The sequence below is a fragment of the Actinosynnema pretiosum genome, assembly GCF_024171695.1.
In the GTDB taxonomy this organism is placed as follows: Bacteria; Actinomycetota; Actinomycetes; order Mycobacteriales; family Pseudonocardiaceae; genus Actinosynnema; species Actinosynnema pretiosum.
This window is the reverse complement of sequence record NZ_JAMTCF010000003.1, coordinates 236,835-255,207: the sequence shown is the minus strand read 5'-3', so window position 1 is coordinate 255,207 and position 18,373 is coordinate 236,835. Positions and strand designations below refer to the sequence as shown.

Annotated in this window: 13 protein-coding genes; 7 read left to right on the top strand and 6 right to left on the bottom strand. The window is 73.1% G+C overall.

From position 1 onward, the window contains the following. Window positions 1-6 precede the first annotated feature (6 nt). On the bottom strand, window positions 7-858 hold the full coding sequence (locus LV78_RS07545; protein ID WP_253843995.1) for a ribokinase: 852 nt from the start codon (window positions 856-858) through the stop codon (window positions 7-9). Window positions 859-942: 84 nt separating this feature from the next. On the opposite strand from LV78_RS07545, the gene LV78_RS07540 reads away from it, so the two are divergent. Continuing rightward, a complete protein-coding gene (locus tag LV78_RS07540; protein WP_253843994.1) occupies window positions 943-2,829 on the top strand; it encodes a DUF2339 domain-containing protein in 1,887 nt (628 codons plus the stop codon). A gap of 279 nt (window positions 2,830-3,108) precedes the next feature. On the opposite strand, the gene LV78_RS07535 is transcribed toward LV78_RS07540, so the two are convergent. Continuing rightward, a complete protein-coding gene (locus LV78_RS07535; protein ID WP_253843993.1) occupies window positions 3,109-5,229 on the bottom strand; it encodes an MMPL family transporter in 2,121 nt (706 codons plus the stop codon). Window positions 5,230-5,354: 125 nt separating this feature from the next. On the opposite strand from LV78_RS07535, the gene LV78_RS07530 reads away from it, so the two are divergent. Beyond that, complete coding sequence (locus tag LV78_RS07530; protein WP_253843992.1) at window positions 5,355-6,101, top strand: TetR/AcrR family transcriptional regulator; 747 nt, start codon at window positions 5,355-5,357, stop codon at window positions 6,099-6,101. A gap of 80 nt (window positions 6,102-6,181) precedes the next feature. Here LV78_RS07530 and leuS read toward each other — a convergent pair whose 3' ends face one another. Continuing rightward, window positions 6,182-8,986 (bottom strand): leucine--tRNA ligase, encoded by a 2,805-nt coding sequence (gene leuS, locus LV78_RS07525; RefSeq protein ID WP_253843991.1) that lies wholly within the window; start codon window positions 8,984-8,986, stop codon window positions 6,182-6,184. A gap of 301 nt (window positions 8,987-9,287) precedes the next feature. On the opposite strand from leuS, the gene LV78_RS07520 reads away from it, so the two are divergent. After that, window positions 9,288-9,692, top strand: a complete 405-nt coding sequence (locus LV78_RS07520) for an SdpI family protein (RefSeq protein ID WP_253843990.1) — start codon at window positions 9,288-9,290, stop codon at window positions 9,690-9,692. Between the two features lie 22 nt (window positions 9,693-9,714). Here the strand turns inward: LV78_RS07520 and LV78_RS07515 are convergent, their stop codons facing one another. Continuing rightward, complete coding sequence (locus LV78_RS07515; protein ID WP_253843989.1) at window positions 9,715-10,296, bottom strand: YqgE/AlgH family protein; 582 nt, start codon at window positions 10,294-10,296, stop codon at window positions 9,715-9,717. Between the two features lie 169 nt (window positions 10,297-10,465). Here LV78_RS07515 and LV78_RS07510 point away from each other — a divergent pair, with 169 nt between their 5' ends. Continuing rightward, window positions 10,466-11,830, top strand: a complete 1,365-nt coding sequence (locus LV78_RS07510) for an MFS transporter (RefSeq protein WP_253843988.1) — start codon at window positions 10,466-10,468, stop codon at window positions 11,828-11,830. Here LV78_RS07510 and LV78_RS07505 read toward each other — a convergent pair. Together LV78_RS07505 and LV78_RS07500 are read right to left on the bottom strand one after the other, a co-directional pair. Then, window positions 11,819-12,085 carry a response regulator transcription factor gene (locus LV78_RS07505; protein ID WP_253843987.1) on the bottom strand — a complete coding sequence of 89 codons (267 nt, stop codon included), beginning with the start codon at window positions 12,083-12,085 and terminating at the stop codon, window positions 11,819-11,821. The genes LV78_RS07510 and LV78_RS07505 overlap by 12 nt on opposite strands. Window positions 12,086-12,234: 149 nt before the next feature. Then, entirely contained in the window at window positions 12,235-13,803 is a 1,569-nt protein-coding gene (locus LV78_RS07500) for a CCA tRNA nucleotidyltransferase (protein ID WP_253843986.1), read from the bottom strand. Between the two features lie 93 nt (window positions 13,804-13,896). On the opposite strand from LV78_RS07500, the gene LV78_RS07495 reads away from it, so the two are divergent. The 3 genes from LV78_RS07495 to murJ are packed head-to-tail and all read left to right on the top strand — an operon-like array spanning window position 13,897 to window position 18,343. Further along, window positions 13,897-14,421: an NUDIX hydrolase gene (locus LV78_RS07495; RefSeq protein ID WP_253843985.1), complete on the top strand. Its 525-nt coding sequence runs from the start codon at window positions 13,897-13,899 to the stop codon at window positions 14,419-14,421. Beyond that, on the top strand, window positions 14,418-16,712 hold the full coding sequence (locus tag LV78_RS07490; protein WP_253843984.1) for a DUF6049 family protein: 2,295 nt from the start codon (window positions 14,418-14,420) through the stop codon (window positions 16,710-16,712). Before LV78_RS07495 ends, LV78_RS07490 begins: the two co-directional genes overlap by 4 nt. Beyond that, window positions 16,709-18,343 (top strand): murein biosynthesis integral membrane protein MurJ, encoded by a 1,635-nt coding sequence (gene murJ, locus LV78_RS07485; protein WP_253843983.1) that lies wholly within the window; start codon window positions 16,709-16,711, stop codon window positions 18,341-18,343. Before LV78_RS07490 ends, murJ begins: the two co-directional genes overlap by 4 nt. Window positions 18,344-18,373: the final 30 nt, after the last annotated feature.

Sequence of the window (18,373 nt, the reverse complement as noted above, 5' to 3'; positions counted from 1 at the left end):
CGCCACTCACCGCTCGCCCAGTTCGGCCAGCGTCGGGTAGGAGGGCTGCGCGCCCGCCCTGGTCACCGAGAACGCCGCCACGCGCACCGCGAACGCCGCCGCGTCCGCCAGCTCCCGCCCCTGCGCCAGCCGCACAGCGAGCACCCCGGCGAACGCGTCCCCGGCCCCCGTGGTGTCCACGACGCCCACCTCCGGCGCGGGGACCTCCAGCACCCCCGACGGGGTGACCACCGCCGCGCCGCGCGCCCCGAGGGTGACCACCACCGCGCGCGGTCCCAGCTCCAGCAGCCCCTCGAGCGACGGCGCCAGCTCGGCCGCCTCGTGCTCGTTGACGACCAGCGGGTCCAGCGCGGCCAGCACGTCCGGGGCGACGCCGACCACCGGAGACAGGTTCAGCACCACCCGGACCCCGGCCGCCGACGCCGCCCGCACCGCCTCCTCCACGACCGGGACGGGCACCTCCAGCGAGCACACCAGCACCGCGAACCGCCCCCACGGCGCCTCGGCGACCACGTCCGCGTTGGCCCCCGGCGCGACCACGATCGAGTTCTCGCCGTCCGGCGTGACCGCGATGTACGCGGCCCCGGTCGGCCGCCCGGACACCGCGAGCAGCGCCACGTCCACCCCGGCGCCCTCCAGCGACCGCCGCAGCAGCGCGCCGTTCCCGTCGTCGCCGACCGCGCCCAGCAGCGCCACCCGGCCACCGGCGCGGGCCGCCGCCACGGCCGTGTTCGCGCCCTTCCCGCCGGGCAGCACGACCGTGTCGGACCCGAGCACGGTCTCCCCGCCCGCCGGTCGCCGGGGAACGGACACCACGAGGTCGGCGTTGGCCGACCCGAGCACGAGGACCTCAGCCATGCCGGGCACTCTGCCGGCCCGCAGGACGGCGGGTTGAGTAGTGGTACCGATGATTTGTCCGACTTCCGGGGCGATCCTGGACGCATGACCGGTCCGGACCCGCTGATAGCCCTGGCCGCCGAGGTCGACGCCCTGTCCCGCCGCCTCACGCAGGTGGGCGCGGAACTGCGGACCCTGCGCCGCACGACGACACCCGCGCCGACGCCCGGAGCGGCGGTGGTGACGGCGGAACCGCCCACGACCGCGCCGATCGCCGGACCCGCCGCCCCGGAGCAGGCGCAGGCCCAGGCCCCGCACCCGGCCACGGCGGCGCAGCCCCCGATCGCGCAGGTCCCGCTCGCGCCACCCCCACCCCACCCGTTCCCGCTGCCCCCCGGCCCAGGGGAGCCGTTCCCCCAGTACCAGCCGTACACCCCGCAGCCCAGGGTCTCGCTGGCCGAGCGGCTGAGCCAGGACGGCGCGGGCAGCCGCCTGCTGGCCTGGGTCGGCGGCGCGGTCACCACGCTCGGCGTGGTCATGCTGCTGGTCCTGGCCGTGCAGCGCGGTTACCTGGGCCCGGTCCCCCGCGTGGTCGGCGGCGCGCTGCTGGGCGCCGCGCTGGTCGGGCTCGCGCTCCGGCTGAACCGCAAGCCGGACAACCGCACCGGCGCGCTCGCGATCGCCGCGACCGGGTTCGCCGTGCTCTACCTGGACGTCGTCGCCACCACCGCCCTCTACGGCTACTTCCCGACCTGGTTGGGCCTGCTGTCCGGGCTGCTGGTGGCGGGCGCGGGCCTGTGGCTGGCGGTCCGCTGGGACGAGGCCGTGCTCGCGGTGGGCGTCGTGCTGGCCTGCGCGGTGTGCGCCCCGGTGATCACCGGGGTCCTCGCCGTGGAGCTGGTGCTGTTCCTGCTGGTCCTCCAGCTGGTCGCGGCCCCGGTGCACCTGCTCAGGAGCTGGCCCGCGCTGGCCGTGGCCGCCGGTCTGCCGCCCGCGCTGGGCGCGCTGCCGGTGCTGACCGCGAGCGGCGCGGCCACCTCGACCTGGCTGTCGGTGGCCGTCGCGGTGGTGGGCGTGGCGGTCGCGGTGGTCAGCGCCCGCCGCTCCGGCGGCAACCCCGGCCTGGTCGCGCTGCTGGCCACCGCGCCCGCGCCGGTGCTGGTCACCGCCCTGCTGCTGCCCGGCGGCCGGGGCGAGCTGCTCGCGGGCGGGCTGACCGTCGCGCTGCTGGGGCTGTGGGCGGTGCTGCGCAGGACCGGGAAGCCGGAGTTCGGCGGGGCCTTCTCGACGGCGGTCGCCGCGATGGGGCTGCTGGCCGCGTTCGAGGCGACCGCGCTGGTCTCGGGCCTGCGCTCGTTCGGCCCGGCGGTGCTGGCCGAATCGGCGGCGCTGGCCGTGCTCGCCGGGCGGACGCGCTCGCGCGGCGCGCTCGTCGGCGCGCTGGGCTTCGGCGTCCCCGGCCTGCTCGCCGCGCTGGGGGAGAACCTGGAGCTCCCCCTGCTGCTGGGCGCGTTCAGCCGCGCCACCCCGACCGACCTGGTCACGGGCGTGTTCACCGCGCTCGCGCTCGCGGCGGCGGCCGTCGCGGTGACCTGGGCGGCGACCAGGGCGGGCGCCACGCCGTCCGGCCCGAACAGCTGGATCGCGGCGGGCGCGCTGGTGCTGTACTCGACGACGGGCCTGGTGGTCTGCGCCGCCCTGCTGGTCTCACCGACGGTGACCGCGTTCCTGTTCGGCCACGCGCTCGTGACGGTGGCCTGGACGGTCGCCGCGCTGGTGCTGCTGAACCGGGGCGTGGACAGCGCGCCGCTGCGGGTCAGCGGGCTGGTGCTGGTCGGCGCGGCGCTCGTGAAGCTGGTGCTGTTCGACCTGTCGGCGCTGAGCGGGTTCGCGCGGGTCCTGGCGTTCCTGGGCGCAGGACTGGTGCTGCTGGGCGCGGGCACCCGCTACGCCAAACTGGTGGCCGCGAAGAAAAATTCGGCAAATTCGTAGCACTCCGGAGCCAATCCGCCCCCGGTTACGTCATTTTGGTGGTATGCCTCACTTGGTCGGGGCAGGACCACCGGTGCTCAGCGCCGGTTGGAACCCGGCGCCGGTCGTTTCGCCCCCCGAGCGACCGGCGCCGGGTGCCGCCTGCTGCCGCCCGCTCCGCCGTCGCGGGCGGCAGCTCGCGTGCGGGCTGCCCGACCGAACCCCCTGGAGCCGACCGGTCCGCAGGAACGCGCGGAGCCCGGCCGCCGAGGCGAACCAGGCTCCGCGAGCACGACGGGATCAGACCCGCGCGGGCTCCTTGCCGTCCTCCACCGAGCCGTCCTCGACCGGGTCGCCCTCGTGGATCGCCATCCGCTCCTGGATGCGCTTGAGCGGACCGGGCGCCCACCAGGACGCGTCGCCGAGCATCCGCAGCACGGCGGGCACCAGCAGCATCCGGACCACGGTGGCGTCCAGCACCAGCGCGAGGATCATGCCGACGCCGACGAACCGCATCACGGTGATCTGGGAGAACGCGAACGCGCCGGTCACCACGATCAGCAGCAGGGCCGCCGCCGTGATCACCCGGCCGGTCTTGGCCAGACCGGTGGTCACCGCCTCCTCGGTGCTCGCCCCGCGACCGCGCGCCTCGACCATGCGCGAGAGCAGGAACACCTCGTAGTCGGTGGACAGGCCGAACACCACGGCCGCCATCAGCACCACGATGCCGGACTCCAGCGGCGCGGGCGTGACGCCGAGCAGCTCGGCGCCGTGGCCCTCCTGGAACACCAGCACCAGCACGCCGAAGGTCGCCGCGAGGCTCAGCGCGCTCATGATCACGGCCTTGATCGGCAGCAGCACCGACCCGAACGCCAGGAACATCAGCACGAAGGTGGCGACCACCAGCACGCCGATCATGATCGGCAGGCCGTCCTGGATGGCCTTGAGGCTGTCCGAGACCACGGCCGTGCTGCCGCCGACGAGCAGCTCGTCACCGGGGTGGTCCAGCGCGCGCACGTCCTTGAGCGCCTGCTTGGACTCGTCGCTGAGCGGGTCGCCGTCCAGGCCCGCGTTGATCAGCCACACGCCGTCCTTGGGCTCGGCGCCGGGCTGCGCGTCCGCGACGCCGGGGACCTCGCTGACGCGCTGCATGAACGCCTGCGCCTCCTGGGGCGCGGGGTCGCCGGTGAGGACGATCTTGAACCCGCCCGCGGCGAGCGCCCCGAAGTCCTCCTTGACCGTCTCGGCGGCCACCCGGACCTCGTTGCCCTCGGGCAGGACCTTCTCGGTGACCTCGCCGAACTTGACGTTCAGGAACGGCGAGCCGAGGCCGAGCAGCAGCACCACGATGGGCAGCGCGAACAGCACCGGCCGCTTCATCACGGTCGCGGCGAGCTTGCGCCAGCCGCTCTCCTTCGGCTCACCGCGCTTGGCCCACGGCAGCGCCAGCTTGTCGATGTTCTCGCCCAGCAGGGCAAGCATCGCGGGCAGCAGGGTCAGCGAGGTGATGGCGGCGATGGCCACCGCCGCCATGCCGCCGTAGCTGAGGGACTTGAGGAACCCGTGCGGGAAGATCAGCAGCCCGGCGAGGGCGATGATCAGCAGCGTCGCCGAGAACGCCACGGTGCGACCGGCGGAGCCGACGGTCCGCCTCACCGCGTCCTCGGTGCCGCGCCCGGCGGCCATCTCCTCGCGGAAGCGGCCGACCATGAACAGGCCGTAGTCGATCGCCATGCCGAGCCCGAGCAGGCTGGCGACGTTCACGGCGAACGAGTTGATCTCGAGCCCGAGCGACGCCGCGTGCAGCACGCCCAGCGAGCCCAGGATCGACAGACCGCCGACGAGCACCGGGAGGGACGCCGCGACGAGCCCGCCGAAGATCACCACGAGCAGGACCAGCACGATGGGGATCGACACCGCCTCGGCGGTGATCAGGTCGGACGAGGTGACCTCGTTGATCTCCCGCTGGGTCGGGATGAGCCCGCCGACGTGGCTGGTGACGCCCTCCTGGTGCAGCTGCGGCTCGATCTGCTCCAGCTGCTTCATCTGCCCGTTGGAGTCGGGGGCCTGGAGCGTGATGACCGCCAGGACCTTGTCGCCCTCGGGAGCCGGGATCAGCGGCGTGACCTGCTTGACCGCGTCGTCCGGCAGCCCCTCCAGCCGGGTGGTGATCTCCTGGAGCTGCGCCGGGTCGGCGGTTTCGTAGATCACCAGGACGTCGCCGTCCTGGCGGCCGAAGGTGTCCTCGGTGACCGTGACCGCGCGGTCCGACTCGCTGCCCGGCGCCTCGTAGCCGCCCTGGCTGAGCTTGTCGAAGACGCCGAGCCCCCACACGCCCCCTGCCACCGCCAGCAGCACTACCGCGATCAACACCACCCATCGGCGGCGGTAGGCGAGCGATCCCCACTTCGCGAACAACACGTCCTCCCTCGGTACCGTGCGTTACTGTTGCGTGAACGGTGTCAACTTCGTAAACACTGTTCACCGGATGACCGAGCCCGACCGTACGCGCGGTGAACACCGTTCACAACTCGATGGAGTGACACATGAGCGAAGCCACTCGCCGAGAACGGCTACGCGCGGAGACCGAACGCGACATCCTTACCCAGGCTCGCGCGCTTCTCACCGAGAAGGGCCGCGATTCGGTAACTCTCCGTGCCATCGCACGTGAACTGGGGATCACCGCGCCCGCGCTGTACCGCTACTACGACTCGCGCGAGGCGCTGCTCGCCCGGCTGTGCGAGGGCATCTGCGAGGACCTGGAGAACACGCTCGGCGCCCTGCTCGCGGAGGTGCCGGACACCGCGCCGATCGACCAGCAGGTGTACCTGGTGTGCCGGGGCTTCCGCCGGTGGGCGCTCGACCACCCGCAGGAGTTCTCGCTGGTGTTCGCCTCGACGGACGGCGACTACGTGGCGGGCCGGGAGGGCGCGGAGCCCGAGGAGCAGGTGCGGGACCGGTTCGGCCGGGTGTTCCTGGAGATCGCGGCCAGGCTGGTGGCCAGCCACCCGTTCCCCGACGAGGTGCCCGCGGGCGTGTCCCCGGTGATGCACGCCGACCTCGCGCTGTACCAGCAGGTGCTGATCAACCAGATCGCGGCGCGCGGCGTGCGCGTGGACGAGCGGACCCTCGACCAGGCGGCGATCTTCCACATCCTCCAGGCCTGGGTGCGGATCTACGGGCACGTGGCGCTGGAGGTGTTCGGGCGGTTCCCGTTCGCGGTGACCAACCCGGAGGAGATGTACGACCAGATGCTCGCCCAGCTGCTCGGCGAGCTGGGGCTCCGGGGCTGACCGACCCCCGAGAACAGCGGTGGCGGGGAACCTTCGGGCCCCCGCCACCGGTGCTCAGCCGCGCGTCGCGGCGCAGCGCGTCACAGCACGATGTTGACCAGCCTGCCCGGCACCACGATGACCTTCCTCGGCTCGCCGGTCAGCAGCGCCGCCACCGCCGGGTCGCCCAGCGCGGCGGCCTTGACCTCGTCCGGCGAGGCGGACGCGGGCACGGTCACCCGCGCCTTGACCTTGCCGCCCACCTGCACCGGGTACAGGACGGTGTCCTCCACCAGGTACCGCTCCTCGGCCACCGGGAACGGCCCGTGCGCCAGCGACTCGCCGCCGCCGCCCAGCCGCTCCCACAGCTCCTCGGCCACGTGCGGCGCCAGCGGCGCCAGCAGCTGCACGGCCGGACCGGCCAGCGCCCTCGGGGCACCCGCCGGGTAGTGCTTGGTGATGTGGTTGTTCAGCTCGATCAGCTTCGCGACCGCCGTGTTGTAGCGCAGGTTCGCGTAGTCGTCGTGCACGCCCGCGATGGTCTTGTGCAGCAGCCGCAGCGCGTCCTCGGACGGCTCGACGTCGGCCACCCGCAGCTCGCCGCTGTCCTCGTCGACCAGGTTGCGCCACAGCCGCTGCAGGAACCGCTGCGCGCCCACGACGTCCTTGGTCGCCCACGGCCGCGACACGTCCATCGGGCCCATCGACATCTCGTACACCCGGAACGTGTCGGCGCCGTAGTTGGCGCACATCTCGTCCGGCGTGACGACGTTCTTCAGGCTCTTGCCCATCTTCCCGTACTCGCGGGAGACCTCGGCGCCGTCGTGGAAGAACTTGCCGTCCTTCTCCACGACCTCCTCGGCGGCCACGTACGCGCCGCGCGCGTCGGTGTACGCGTACGCCTCGATGTAGCCCTGGTTGAACAGCCTGCGGTACGGCTCGTCGCCGGACACGTGGCCCAGGTCGAACAGCACCTTCTGCCAGAACCGCGAGTACAGCAGGTGCAGCACCGCGTGCTCGACGCCGCCGATGTACAGGTCGACGCCGCCGGGGTCGTTCGCGCCGTGCTCGGCCGGGCGCGGGCCCAGCCAGTACTTCTCGTTCTCGGCGTCCACGAACCGGCCCGGCTCGGTCGGGTCGACGTAGCGCAGCTGGTACCAGCAGGAACCGGCCCAGTTGGGCATGGTGTTGGTCTCGCGGCGGTACCGCTTGGGCCCGTCGCCCAGGTCCAGCTCGACCTCGACCCACTCCTGCGCGCGGGTCAGCGGCGGGGACGGCTCGGAGTTCGCGTCGTCCGGCTCGAAGGTGCGCGGCGAGTAGTCGTCCACCTCGGGCAGCACGACCGGCAGGTGCGACTCGGGCAGCGCGATCGGGGTGCCGTCCTCGTCGTAGACGATCGGGAAGGGCTCGCCCCAGTACCGCTGCCGGGAGAACAGCCAGTCGCGCAGCTTGTACTGCACGGTGCCCTCGCCCGCGCCGCGCTCCTCCAGCCAGGCGATGATCGCCTTCTTGGCCTCGGCGACGTCCATGCCGTCCAGGAAGCCGGAGTTGATCGCGGGGCCGACGCCGGTGAACGCCTCGCCCTCGAAGCCCTCGGTGGGCTGGACGGTGCGGATGATCGGCAGGTCGAACGCCTTGGCGAAGTCCCAGTCGCGCTGGTCCTGGCCGGGCACCGCCATGATCGCGCCGGTGCCGTAGCCCATCAGCACGTAGTCGGCGACGTAGACCGGCAGCTCGGCGCCGTTGACCGGGTTGACCGCGACCGCGCCGGTGGCGACGCCGGTCTTCTCCTTGCTCTCCTGCCGGTCCAGCTCGGACTTGCGGGCCACCTCGGCGCGGTAGGCGGCGATCGCGCCCGCCTGCGCGGGGGAGGCGATCGCGTCGACCAGCGGGTGCTCGGGGGCCAGCACGACGTAGGTGGCGCCGAACAGGGTGTCGGGGCGGGTCGTGAAGACCTCGATCCGCTCGTCGGTCCCCGCCGCGCCCTCGCCCGCCCGCACCTCGAACCGGACCCGCGCGCCGTGGGAGCGGCCGATCCAGTTCCGCTGCATGGACTTGACCTTCTCCGGCCAGTCCAGCCGGTCCAGGTCGTCGACCAGGCGGTCCGAGTAGGCGGTGATCCGCATCATCCACTGGCGCAGGTTGCGGCGGAACACCGGGAAGTTGCCGCGCTCGCTGCGGCCGTCGGAGGTGACCTCCTCGTTGGCCAGCACCGTGCCCAGGCCGGGGCACCAGTTCACCGGGGCCTCGGACAGGTAGGCCAGGCGGTGCTCGCCCAGGACCTTCTGCTGCTCGGCCCCGGACAGCTCGGCCCACGGGCGGCCGTCCGGGGTGGCGCGCTCACCGGTCTTGAACCGCTCGACCAGCTCCGCGATCGGCCTGGCCTTCTTCGCGTCCGCGTCGAACCAGGAGTTGTAGATCTGCAGGAAGATCCACTGGGTCCAGCGGTAGTAGTCCGGGTCGATCGTGGAGATGCGGCGGCGCTCGTCGTGGCCCAGGCCCAGCCTGCGGATCTGGCGCAGGTAGGTCTCGATGTTGGCCTTGGTGGTCTCGCGCGGGTGCTGGCCGGTGCGCACCGCGTACTGCTCGGCGGGCAGGCCGAACGCGTCGAAGCCCATCGTGTGCAGCACGTTCCGGCCGGTCATCCGGTGGTACCGCGCGTACACGTCCGTGCCGATGAAGCCCAGCGGGTGGCCGACGTGCAGGCCCGCGCCGGACGGGTACGGGAACATGTCCTGCACGAACAGCTTGTCGGCGGGGACCTCGCCCTCGAGCTGACCGGCCGGGTTCGGCGCGTGGAAGGTGCCGCGCTCCTCCCAGCGCCGCTGCCACCGCTGCTCGATCTCGTTCGCCAGCGCCGCCGTGTAGCGGTAGGCGGGCGTGTCAGCCGCCGCTTCCGTGCTCATCGGAGTTCCCTCTCCCTATCCCTGCCCCTGACATGACGAAACCCCCCAGCCGATGACAGGCATGAGGGGTTGCCGCGCGGACCAGGAGTCGACCGGTCAGCGCGGCTTGCTAAGGAGCAGGCGCGCCGTGCTCATGGCTCAACGGTAGCAGCGCCGCGCAACTTCGTAGCGTTGGGTGACCGGATCACCGCTGATCAACGCGGTGGGTGGCGACGGCTGTGATCAGTGCGATACCACGTCCGGTGGTGACGAGCACGGGGCGGCGCTGTGGATCGCGTGCGGCGCGCCTACCCTCGTCTGCGTGAACATCGTCCTGTTCGTGGTGCTGCTCCTGGTTGGCCTGCCGCTCGGTGCGGCTGGGGTCCTGGGCCTGCGCGGCACCCTGCCCCGCAACCGCTTCCTGGGAGTGCGCTCGAAGGCGTCGCTGCGCGACGACGAGACGTTCGCCCTCGCCAACCGGGTGGCCGGTGTGCCGAACCTGGTCGCCGCCGCCGTCGCCGTGCTGGCCGGGATCGCCGCGCTCGTCGCCCCGGAGACCGCGCTGGTCGTCGGCCTGGTCGGGCTCGTCGGCGCGATCGGCATCGGCGCGGCAGGCGGGGTGCTCGGCCACCGCGCGGCCGAGGCCGTCCCGGAGCCCGAGCCCGCCGCCGGGTGCGGTGGCTGCGCGTGCGCCGGTGGCGGTTGCAGCGTCCTGACCAGGGCCTGAGCGCCCCATCCGCGCGGTCCGCTCAGTTGCGGCGGACGTCCTCGGGGTAGGTGGCGAGCAGCGCCGTCGGCATCCCCTGGCGGCGCAGCACCCGACCCCACAGGTCGACGCCCGGCGGCGACAGCACGTCGTCGGGCAGACCGGGCACCACGATCCAGTCCTCCCGCTCCACCTCGCCCTCCAGCTGCCCCTCGCCCCAGCCCGCGTACCCGGCGAACACCCGCAGGCCGCGCACGCGGGGGAGCAGCGACTCGGGCTCCGAGTCCAGGTCGACCAGCGCGACCGGCCCGTGCACGCCGACCACGCCGTCCAGCGCGCGGTGGTCCTCGCCGGGGCGCAGCGCCGCCAGGCAGAGCGCGGTCTTCTGCTCGACCGGCCCGCCGATGAACACCGCCTGCGGGCGCGACACGTGCGGCCCCCAGGCGGGAAGGACGTCGTGCACGGCCACTTCGGAGGGCCGGTTCAGCACGACCCCCAGTGAGCCCTCGCCGCGGTGGTCGATGACGTAGACGACCGTACGGCGGAAGTTCGAGTCGTTCAGGGTCGGCGCCGCGACCAGCAGCGACCCCGGTTCGACCTCGGCATCAGCACCCACGGGCCCCATGATCCCAGAACCGCCCGCGTGGCGAAGCGGTGCGAGACCCCCGCGCGGCGCGGCCGGTCGGGCCCCCGGACCTCGGCGCCCGGCGCTCCGGAGCCCCCGTGCGACGCGGCTGCTCCCCAGGCGCGCCGCTCACCCGTCGCGAGCCGTCCGCCCGGCCTACCCTCGGTCCGTGACCAGCGCCGACGCGGGGGTGCGCCACCTCGGGGCGCGCAGGCTCCTCGCCGCCCCCGGCTTCCGGCGGCTCCTCGCCACCCGCCTCGCCGCCCAGTGGGGTGACGGCCTGTTCCAGGCGGGCCTGGCCGGGGCCGTGCTGTTCAACCCCGAGCGGGAGGCCGAGCCGGGTGCCATCGCGGCCGGGTTCGCCGTCCTGCTGCTGCCGTACTCGGTGCTCGGGCCGTTCGCGGGCGCGCTGCTCGACCGCTGGGACCGGCGGCGCGTGCTCGTGACCGCCGCGCTGCTCAGGGCGCTGTTCGTGCTGCTCACCGCCTCGGCCGTGGGCGCGGGGCTGGCCGGGGTCCCGCTGTTCGTGGCGGCGCTCCTGGTCACCGGGGTCAGCAGGTTCACCGGATCGGGGCTGTCCGCCTCGCTGCCGCACGTCGTCCCCCGCGCGCACCTGGTCGAGGCCAACGCGGTCGCCACCACGGCGGGCTCGGTGACCGCCGTGCTGGGCGCGGCCACGGCGGTGCTGCTGCGCGAGGCGCTCGGCGCGGGTGACGGCGGGTCGGCCTGGACCACCGCCGTCGCGGCGACGGGCTCCCTGCTGGCCGCCTTGCTGGCCGCCGGGTTCGCGCGGGGCGCACTGGGGCCCGATCCCGCGTGCGGAGCGGTGGTCGCGCGCAGGACGTTTTTCCCTGCGCGTGACCAGGCCTCTGCATGCGGAAATGTCACACCAGCATGCGGAGCGGTGGTCGCGCGCAGGACGCCTTTCCCTGCGCGTGACCAGGCCTCCGCATGCAAAAACGTCACAGCCGCGCTGGTCGCCCTGCTGGCGCACCGGATGGCGTTCGGGATGTCGCTGGTGGTCACGCTGCTGCTGATGCGCAACTCGTTCACCGACCAGGGCCCGTTCCGCGCCGGGCTGGCCGGGCTCGGCCAGGTCGCCGCCTGCGGGGGCGCGGGCGTCCTGCTCGCGGGCCTGGTCACCGACCGGCTCGTGGGCGCGTTCGGCCGCACGCGGGTCGTGCTGGGCGCGCTCGGGCTGGCCGCCCTCACCCAGCTCGGGCTCGGGCTGCCGATGCTGCTGCCCACCGTGATCGCGGCGGCGCTCCCGCTGACCTTCGCTGGCCAGGTCGTGAAGCTGTGCGCGGACGCGGCCGTGCAGGCCGAGGTCGGCGACGAGGTGCGCGGTCGGGTGTTCGCGCTCTACGACACCCTCTTCAACGTCACCCAGGTCGTCGCCGTGTCGGTGGCCGCCGCGCTGGTCGCGCCGGACGGCCGCTCGCCCGGCCTGGTGCTGGCCGCCGCGCTGGTCCTGCCGATCGGCGCGCTCGGCCACCTGCTGCTCACCCGGCCGGGCGGCGGTTCAGCGCGGTAGCGGCAGCGGCATCCGGATCATCCCGGCCTCGTGGGCGAAGACGACGGCGGAGATCCGGTCGCGCAGGTTGAGCCTGCGCAGGATCTCCGCCACCTCCCCGCCGACCTGCCTGCTGGTCAGCTGGAGCACACCGGCGATCTCGTGGTCGGCCAACCCCCTGGCCAGGCAGCGCAGCACGGCCCGCTGCCGGTCGTCGAGCAGTTCGAGGTCGGGCAGCCGGGTGCCGCGAGTGGCGGACAGTCCCCAGGCGTTCATGCGTCATCACCCCCCGTGCGCGTCGGACGCACACAGGGTCATGCTCTCGCAACCGGTAGCCACTTCGCTAACACTTCGCAGCAAATTGGTCACTCCGGGTGGTCGTCCGGATCGGACCACCTCCCGGTCGCAGCGCCCTGACCAGCCCGTTACCGCGATTCGGCGTCGGACGCGCCCTCGGAGTCAGCCCCTTCGGGCAACCCCTCGGCCGCCGCCCCACCGGACGCCCCGGCTGCTCCCGCCGACCCCGCGCCCGCCGACCCGACGCCCGCCGACCCGACGCCCTCGGCGCGCGCCCAGGCCAGCAGCTCCACCTCGGCCTCGTCGCGGTCCAGCGGCCCCCGGTCCAGCCGCAGCTCCTTGAGGAACTTCCAGGCCCGCCCGACCTGCGGACCCGGCGGCAGCCCGAGCAGCCGCATGATCTCGTTGCCGTCCAGGTCCGGCCGCACCCGGCGCAGGTCCTCCTCGGCGGCCAGCCGGTCGATCCGCTCCTCCAGGCCGTCGTAGGTGCGCTGGAGCGCGTTCGCCTTGCGCTTGTTGCGCGTGGTGCAGTCGGCCCGCACGAGCTTGTGCAGCCTGCTCAGCAGCGGGCCCGCGTCGGTCGCGTAGCGGCGCACCGCCGAGTCGGTCCACTCGCCGTTGCCGTACCCGTGGAACCGCAGGTGGAGGTACACCAGCTGGGCGACCTCCTCCACGACCTCCTTGGAGTACCGCAGGGCCCGCAAGCGCTTGCGCACCATCTTCGCGCCGAGCACCTCGTGGTGGTGGAACGAGACGCCGCCGCCGGACTCGAACCGCCGCGTCCCCGGCTTGCCGATGTCGTGCAGCAGCGCCGCGAGCCGCAGCACCAGGTCGGGGGAGTTGTCCTCGTCCTCCAGGTCGATCGCCTGCTGGAGCACGACCAGCGAGTGGTCGAACACGTCCTTGTGCTGGTGGTGCTCGTCGATCTCCAGCCGCATCGCGGGCAGCTCGGGCAGCACCTCGGCCGCGAGCCCGGTGGACTCGAACAGCTCGACGCCGCGCCTGGGGTGCGCGCCGCACAGCAGCTTCGACAGCTCCTGCTGCACCCGCTCCGGCGTGATCCGCGCCAGCTCGCCCGCCATGGCGGTCATCGCCTCGACCACCCGGTCGGCGGGCGTGAAGCCGAGCTGCGACACGAACCGGGCCGCGCGCAGCATCCGCAGCGGGTCGTCGCCGAACGACTGCTGCGGCGTCGCGGGCGTGTCGAGCACCATCGCGGCGAGCGCCTCGCGACCGCCGGTCGGGTCGACCAGCTCCCGGCCGACCAGGTCGTACGCCATCGCGTTGACCGTGAAGTCGCGCCGGACCAGGTCGCCCTCGACGGTGTCGCCGAAGGTCACCTCGGGGTTGCGGGTCACCCCGTCGTAGGCGTCCGCGCGGAAGGTCGTGACCTCGACGGTCCGGCCGTGCTTGGTCGCGCCGACCGTGCCGAACGCGATCCCGGTGTCCCACAGCGCGTCCGCCCAGCCGGACAGCAGCCGCTGGATCTGCTCCGGCCGGGCGTCGGTGGTGAAGTCCAGGTCGAAGTCGTCCCCGGCCGACCTCCCGAGCAGCGCGTCGCGCACGCTCCCGCCGACGAGGTACAACCGGTGCCCCGCGTCGGCGAAGCGGGCGGCGAGCTCGTCGGCCACGGGGAAGGTGCTGAGCAGCTCCACGATGGCATTGTCCTGCGCGGCGGACACGTTCGTTCCAGACACGAAGAGTCAGCGTATCCGCCCTGGCAAAGCGGTTACCGCCGGCGATGATCGGCAGACGGCCCGTGGCGACGCCCGCGCACTACCATCAGGGCCATGTCCCAGTCCTCCGGCGGCACCGGCGGACCGGCCCCGAGGCGCAGGCCCCGGCGGCGCGGTCGGCGGTTGAAGTCGGTGGACGAGACGTCCGCGGGAGGGCTCGTGGTGGACGTCACCCGAGGCCTCGCGGCCGTCATCGGGCGGCTCGATCGGCGCGGCAGGCTCCTCTGGTCGCTCCCGAAGGGACACATAGAGCCTGGTGAGACCCCGGAGCGGACCGCGGTGCGAGAGGTCCGGGAGGAAACCGGTATTCATAGCAGGGTAATGCGGCCGCTCGGCTCGATCGACTACTGGTTCGCAGCCGAGGACCGCAGGGTCCACAAGACCGTCCACCACTTCCTCCTCGAAGCGCTGGGCGGCGACCTTTCCGACGAAGACGTGGAGGTCACCGAGGTGGCGTGGGTGCCCCTTGGCGAACTGGACGAACGGCTCGCCTACGCGGACGAGCGGCGCCTGGTGCGCCGCGCCGCCGAACTGCTCGCCGAGTTCGGCGTTGACCTGGATGGAGCGGAGTCGGCGTGAAACGGCTGCTGTCCGTGCTGGCCGCGGCGTCGACGCTGCTCGTCGCTGGTGCGGCTGCCGCGCCCGCGGCGAGCGCCGACGCCCCGGAGGCGGAAGCCCGCAGCACCATCGGAGAACCACCACCCGCGACCCAGGTCTGGGCCACGCGGGCGGTGTCGAAGCAAGGTCCGCAGCCGCAGATCTTCCTCAGGCTCGACGTCGAGCAGCTCAGCCCGCGCGTGGTGATGGCGGGCAGCAGCGACTCGGTCACGATCAGCGGCAAGATCACCAACGTGGGTGACCGCCTGCTGCGCGACATCGACCTGAGGTTGGAGCGCGGCAACGCGCTGACCAAGGAGGAGGAAGTTCGCACGGCGCTGCGCGAGGGCGGGGACTCCGAGGTCGAGCAGCCGCTGTTCACCAAGATCGCCGACAAGCTGGAGCGCGGCGAGAGCAAGGACTTCACCCTGACCGTGCCGCTGCACGGCGACGACCCCAAGTCGCTGCGGGTCGACGAGCCCGGCATCTACCCGGTGCTGGCCAACATCAACGGCACCCCGGACTTCGGCGGGCGGGCGCGGCTGGCCGCGCTGAGCACGCTGCTGCCGGTGCTGACCGTCCCCGGCGGCACGACGCAGAACGCGCCCGGCGGCGGCTCGCAGCTGACGCTGCTGTGGCCGCTGGCCGACCGGCCGCGCGTGGTCGAGCAGCTCCCCGGTGACAAGTCGGTGCTGACGGACGACGAGCTGGCGGCCTCGCTCGCGCGCGGCGGCAGGCTGTACGGCCTGCTGGAGGGCTACAAGTCGGCGCTCGACGGCGAGCTGGCCGGTTCGGTCTGCCTGGCCGTCGACCCCGACCTGCTGCGCACCGTCAAGGTCATGTCCCAGGGCTACCAGGTGCGCGGCCAGGGCGCGGGCAAGGGCGGCGAGGACGCCAAGCTGTGGCTGGACCAGCTGCGCAGGCAGGTGTCCGGCAAGTGCGTGGTCGCGCTGGCCGACGCGGACGCCGACCTGGTGGCGCTCAGCCGCGCCGGGCTCGGCGACCTGGCCTCGAACGCGCTGACCGAGGGCGCGCGGGTGGTCGGCGACGTGCTGGAGTCCCAGAAGCCGCTGCAGGGCGTGGTGTGGCCCGAGGACGGCGTCCTCGACCAGGCCACCCTCGACCGGCTGACCGGCCAGGGCGTCACCGGGCTCGTGCTGGAGCAGCAGGCCGTCGCGGGCACGACGGGCACCGGCCCGGTGACCGTCGGCGGCGACAAGAAGGCCTCGGCCGCCCGCGTCGACACGATGGTGTCCGACGCGCTGGTGGGCACGACCAGCCTGATCGCGGGCGCCACCACGGCGGGCACCGAGCAGGCCGTGTCGGTGCAGAACGCGCTCGCGGCGCTGGCGTTCCGCACCGGGTTCCAGGGCAACGGCCAGAACGTGGTGGTCGCGCCGCCCCGGCGCTGGAACGCGCCCGAGGGTGAGATCACCATGTTCCTGCAGACGATGAAGTCGCTGGTGTCCAGCGGCTACGCCAAGCCGGTCGGCCTGGAGTCGCTGCTCGACACCACCCCCTCCGGGCAGAGCGCGGCGCTGAGCTACCCGGTGGAGGCGGGCGCCGCCGAGGTGTCCCCGGTGGTGACCGCCGAGCTGGCGCGGGCGTGGCGCGGCGTGCAGGACATCGCCTCCTCGATGAGCCAGCAGGACGCCGCAGCCGCCACGCCCGAGGACCTGGTGGCCCCGCTGCGGCTGGCGCTGCTGCGCGCGGCCTCCGGGGCGTGGCGCGGCGACGAGGCGGCGGCCCGGCGGGCGCTGTCCGTCGGGCTCGACCGCATCGACGGCCTGGAGTCCCAGGTCACCGTGGCGGAGCCGGCCAGCCCGATCCTGCTCGGCTCGGACAACAGCCCGATCCCGGTGAACATCTCCAACAAGCTGGACGTGCGCATCACGGTGCGGGTCGTCGTCGAGGACGTGCCCGGCGTGTCCGTGACGCAGATGCCGGACCTGGTGCTGCCCGCGCGCGGCGCCCGGCAGGTCATGGTGCCGCTGGAGGCGCTGCGGTTCGGCAAGTTCAGCGTGCACGTGCGGCTGACCACGCCGAACGGCGTCGAGCTGGGCGACCGGGCCCGGCTGGAGGTCTCCTCCAACTCCTACGGGACCATCACCATCGTCATCACGGGCGCGGCGGCGGCCCTGCTCGTCCTGCTGTCCGGACGCCGGATCTACCGGCGGGTGCGGGCGTCGAAGGCCGCTGCCGCCAGGGTGGCGGACGAGATCCAGCACGAGGACCAGATGCCGGCGACGCCGGAGAAGTCGAGCGCGAGTTGAGCGGACCCACCACAGCACAAGAGCAGTCCAAGCAAGAGCCGTCGCTGGCGCAGGCCAGCGGCTCGATGGCCGTCGCCACGATCGTCAGCCGCGCCTCCGGCCTGCTGTCCAAGCTGATGCTCATCACGATCATCGGCTCGGGCGCGCTGAACGACTCGTACCAGGCGGCGACCACGCTGCCCACGATGATCAACGAGCTGCTGCTCGGCGGCGTGCTCACCAGCGTGGCCATCCCGATGCTGGTGCGCGCCGAGAAGGAGGACCCCGACGGCGGGGAGTCCTACGCGCAGTGGCTGGTCACCATGGCGGTGACGCTGCTGGGCATCGGCACGATCATCGCGCTCGCCTGCGCCCCGCTGCTGACGGCGCTGTTCGTCGGCGACGCGGACCAGGCCAAGCCCGAGCTGGTCACCGCGTTCGCCTACCTGGTGCTGCCCGGCATCGTGTTCTACGGCCTGTCGGCGCTGCTGGGCGCGATCCTGAACACCAAGAACGTGTTCGGCCTGCCCACCTGGGCCCCGGTGCTGAACAACGTCGTGGTGATCGTGACCCTGGCGGTCTACGCGCTGGTCCCCGGCGAGATCACGCTGGACCCGGTGCGGATGGGCGAGCCGAAGCTGCTGATCCTGGGCCTCGGCACGATGCTCGGCGTCGCGGTGCAGGCGTCGGTGCTGCTGCCCGCGATGAAGCGGACCGGCTTCAAGTTCCGCTGGCGGTGGGGCTGGGACCGCAGGCTCGCCGAGTTCGGCGGGCTGGCGTTCTGGGTGCTGCTGTACGTGGGCCTCGGCTTCGTCAGCATGATCGTGCTGACCCGCGTCGCCATGAACGGCACGGGCGCGCTGACCGCGTACAACTTCCAGTGGCTCGTCGCGCAGGTGCCGTACGGCGTGCTGGGCGTGTCGCTGCTGACCGCGCTGATGCCCAAGATGAGCCGGGCGGCGGCCGAGAACGACACCCAGTCCCTGGTCGGCGACCTGTCGCTGGGCAACCGGATGTCGGCGATCATGCTCATGCCGTTCAGCGCGCTGATGACGGTCGCGGGCGTGTCGATCGGCGTCGCGGTGTTCTCGCACGGCGCGTCCGGGCTGGAGGGCGGCGAGCGGGTCGGCACGGCGCTGGCGCTGTCCGCGTTCGGCCTGGTGCCGTACGCGATCACGCTGCTCCAGCTGCGGGTGTTCTACGCGCTCAAGGACGCGCGGACGCCGACGATCATCCAGGGCGTCATCGTCCTGGTCCGGATCGGGCTGCTGTACGCGTTCCTGGCGATCTCGCCCCCGGACAAGCTGGCGGCGGGCGTGTCCATCGCGATGTCGCTGAGCTTCGTGGTGGGCAGCCTGGTGGGCCAGCTGTGGCTGCGGGTGCGGCTGGGCAGGCTGCGCACCGGCTACACGGTGTGGACGGTGTGCCTGTCCCTGGTGGCGTCGGCGATCGCGTTCGCCATCGCCACCGCGCTGGCGTGGGGCCTGGTCGCCCTGCTGGGCCTGGAGAACCCCGTTCCCAGGGCCGCGTGCGAGCTGGTGGTCCAGACGGTCGTCGGACTGCCGCTGAGCTTCGGCCTGATGGCGCTGTTCCGGGTGCCCGAGGTCAAGCCCGTGCTCGACAAGGTGATCCGTCTGGTGCGTCGCCGGTGAACGCGGAGCGACCGCCACGTCCCGTACCCT